The organism is Nocardia sp. JMUB6875, assembly GCF_041154655.1.
In the GTDB taxonomy this organism is placed as follows: domain Bacteria; phylum Actinomycetota; class Actinomycetes; order Mycobacteriales; family Mycobacteriaceae; genus Nocardia.
In genome coordinates this window covers 1-3,358 of record NZ_BAAFGR010000336.1, presented here as the reverse complement: position 1 = coordinate 3,358, position 3,358 = coordinate 1, and the positions used below count along the sequence as shown (strand labels likewise).

Here is a 3,358-nt window from a genome sequence, read left to right as displayed (position 1 = left end):
GAACGGGACAGGGCTGCGGGGCGGCGGGCGGGTTGTGGCACGGTTGTTCCGTGAACGCGGCTTTCGACCTGCTCGGAGAGCACATTCTCTGGACCGACGCCATCGGCAATGTGCTGTCGCTGGCGGTGGTGTGGCTGGCCATGCGAAAAACCATGTGGACCTGGCCCGTCCAGCTGGCGGGAGCGGTACTGCTGCTGGCGGCGTCCATTCATGCGCACGTGCCGGGCAATGCGCTCAAGCAGCTGTTGTTCATCGGATTGGCCGGATACGGCTGGCTGGCGTGGAGTCGGGGGACCCGGGACCATCAGGCGCTGATGGTGCGGCCCGCCACGCGGCGGGAACGGCTGATATTGCTGGCGGTGCTGGCGATCGGCACCGCGGTGGTGGCCGAGGCGTTCGCGCATCTGCCATGGCTGCATATCGCGTGGTCGCCGTGGGCCAATGCCTATGTCTTCGTGGGCAGTGCGATCGCGACCTTCGCGCAGAGCCGGGCGCTGACCGACTTCTGGATCATCTGGATGCTGGTGGATCTGGTCGGCGTGCCACTCGCGCTGAAGTCGGGGCTGTACGCCTCCGGCGCGGTGTACGGGATCTTCTTCGTGCTGGTCACTGTCGGTTTCCTGCGCTGGCGGCGCGAGTACCGGGACCGGCGGACTTCGGCTGGCCTGGAATCGAATTCGGTGGCTTAGCGCTCGAGCCGCTAGTCGCCGACCGTCAATGCCCTGGCAACCGGGATCATGGAGCGTGGCCCGGCGCGGCCCTACCGTCGAGGAATGTCGTGGTCGCGCAGCACGCTCCGGGTGCGAACCATGGACGCCTCGGCGGTCCGGCAGATCCGCGTGGGCGGGCCGCGATTCGCCGAACGCTTCGTCGCCGGGCCGACGGCGCGCTGTGGTTCAGCCTGCCGCCCTGGCACATTGCACGTCTCGACACCGACAGCCTGGCGATGACGACGCTGCGCTGCGACGGCCCGCTGCCCGGCCCGACCGGCATGACGGTGGGAGCCGATGGGGCGGTGTGGTTTTCGACCCTGCTCGGCGGCTATCTGGGGCGCATCGATCCGGGGAACCTGCGAATCGAGCGCATCGATCTGCCGCACGGCTGGGCGGGCGGGCTGATGTGGGCGACACTGTCGCTGGGCCGCTTCGGCAACGGCCAACTCATCGGTATCGATCCCGACGATATGACCGTGGCCGAATCGTTCGCCCTCGGTTTCGGCAGCTTCCCCTGCGGCCTGACCCGCGCCCCGGACGGCGCGTTGTGGCTGGGTGAGCCGGTGCGCGGCAATGTCGCGCGAATCGATCCTCTCGCGGGCGAGGTCCGTCGCTACCCGGTACGTGCCCTGGGCGGCCGCCTGCGCACCGCGCTCGGCTCGTTCCCCACCTACCTGAACACCCGGCCCGATCATGCCATCTGGATCACCCAGCACCTCGTCCCGTGGATCGCGCGAATCGACGCCTAGGACGCCGTATCCAGGCGCTTTCGCCGTGTGGCGCGCCGACGCGCGGGAGTGGCGGGGGATTCCCGCCAACTTGTGGCAACCTTGCCGGTGCTTCAGCGAAGGTTGGGATTGCGGATCGAGGAGCGGTATATGGCGAAAATGGGTAGGCGGAAGCGGTCACGGCTCATCACCCAGGGCGTGATCACTTCCGGCAAGAAGCAGCCGGAGGCTGGCGCGAAGCCGCAGTCGGAACCGGTTGCGGCGCAGGCGAAGGCGGACGCGCCGAAGGCGAAGACGAAGGCCGAGGCGCCGAAGGCGGCCGACAAGGCAGGCAAGGCCGCGGCCGACAAGGCAGTGGCGGGCAAGGCGGAGAAGGCCGCGCCGAAGGCGTCGGCCGGGCAGCCCGATATCAAGGCCCTCGCGGACCGCGTCAAGGCGCGCCGCCGCGAAAACGGTTGGACGCAGGCCGATGTGGCCAAGAAGGGCGGCCCGTCCGCCGGTGCGATCAGCCAGATCGAACGGTCGCTGATCGAACAGCCCGCCGAGGACCTGCTGGCCAAGCTCGACGCGGCACTGGAATGGCCGTCGGGCACCGCCGACGCCATCCTGCGCGGCGCCGACCTGGTGGGCGCCGGGAAGTAGCGGCACGCGGAACGAGCCGCAGTGCGAAGGCCCCGATCGGATCGCCGATCGGGGCCTCGCCGTGTCCGGGTGTGCGCCGGGTCTTAGGTGTGAGCCGCGCCGTCGATGCGGATCTCGGTGCCGCTGATGAACCGGCCGTCATCGGACACCAGCATGGCGATGACACCGGCCACGTTCTCCGGTCCGGCCAACTCCTCCGGATTGTCCTGCGGCAGTACGGCGATCAACCGGCCGAACAGCGACCAGTCCGAATCCTGCGGCAGATAGCCCGGCGTCGCATCGGTGATGCCGGACTTGATGCCGCCCGGCGCGACGCTCACCGCGCGCAGTCCCCGCTTGCCGTATTCCAGCGCCAGCACATGGGTCAGCGTCTGAATGCCGCCCTTGCTCGCGGAATACGCGGCCATATAGGGGTGCGCGAAGTTGGCCGAGGTCGAGCTGAAATTCACGACCGTGCTGCGCGGATTCTCCAGCAGCGCGGGCAGCGCCTCGCGGATCACCAGGAACGTCCCCGTCAGATTGACGTTGATGATCTGGTTCCACAGCTCCAGCGAGGTCTCGTGGGTGTGCGCCGCGCGCAGCATGCCCGCCGCGTTCACCACCGCGTCCAGCCCACCGAGCGCCTCGACCGCCTCGCGCACGCCCGCGACGACCTCCGCTTCCACCCCGATGTTCATCTCGACGGTGGTCAGCCGTGCGTCGGCCCCCGCCTCGGCGGCCTGCTTGCGCGTCAACGCCAGCCCCTCGGCATTGATATCGGCGCCCGCGACGACCGCGCCTTCGGACAGGAGTCGGAGCACGGTGGCTTGGCCGATGCCGGATCCGGCCCCGGTTACCAGGATGCGGCGCTGCTCGAGACGGTTCATGGATCTCTTCCTGATCAATGGAACTACTTACTGACACGATATGCCGCAAATGGCACTCCGCGCCATAAATACTTTTCGCCCCCGCTAGAGTGCCTGCATGCCCAGCGACCGAACCCGAGCCGGCCGCCCCGCCCTGAGCGAGGCCCGCCGCGCGGCCACCCGCCGCGAAGTAGCGCTGGCCGCCGCCCACCTCTTCATCGAAAACGGCTACCCCGCAACCACAGTCGAAGACATAGCCGCCGCCGCAGGCATGGGCCTACGCACCTTCTACCGCTACTTCTCCGCCAAGGAAGACGTCCTCGCCCCCCTCCTCGCCATCGGCACCCAGGCCTGGGTAGACGAACTCGCCGCCTGCCCCCCCCGCCCCCCCCCCCCCGGGGCCCCCGCCCGCCCCTCCCCCCCGGCCCCC

General features: G+C 69.1%; 5 protein-coding genes. 4 read left to right on the top strand and 1 reads right to left on the bottom strand.

Annotated elements, in window-relative coordinates; translation table 11 throughout:
* The 3 genes from pnuC to ACAM49_RS39385 all read left to right on the top strand — a co-directional run.
* The coding region (gene pnuC / locus ACAM49_RS39395) for a nicotinamide riboside transporter PnuC (protein ID WP_369640611.1) at nt 1-689 on the top strand (689 nt) is incomplete at its 5' end.
* 89 nt (nt 690-778) lie between these two features.
* Nucleotides 779-1,462, top strand: a complete 684-nt coding sequence (locus ACAM49_RS39390; RefSeq protein WP_369640610.1) for a hypothetical protein — start codon at nt 779-781, stop codon at nt 1,460-1,462.
* Between the two features lie 129 nt (nt 1,463-1,591).
* Nucleotides 1,592-2,083, top strand: coding sequence for a helix-turn-helix domain-containing protein (locus ACAM49_RS39385; RefSeq protein ID WP_369640609.1), 492 nt, complete (start codon nt 1,592-1,594; stop codon nt 2,081-2,083).
* A gap of 83 nt (nt 2,084-2,166) precedes the next feature.
* Here the strand turns inward: ACAM49_RS39385 and ACAM49_RS39380 are convergent, their stop codons facing one another.
* Nucleotides 2,167-2,949, bottom strand: a complete 783-nt coding sequence (locus tag ACAM49_RS39380; protein WP_369640608.1) for an SDR family NAD(P)-dependent oxidoreductase — start codon at nt 2,947-2,949, stop codon at nt 2,167-2,169.
* 97 nt (nt 2,950-3,046) lie between these two features.
* Between ACAM49_RS39380 and ACAM49_RS39375 the strand changes: the two genes are divergently transcribed.
* Nucleotides 3,047-3,358: TetR family transcriptional regulator (locus ACAM49_RS39375; protein ID WP_369640607.1), on the top strand; the 312-nt coding region annotated here is incomplete at its 3' end.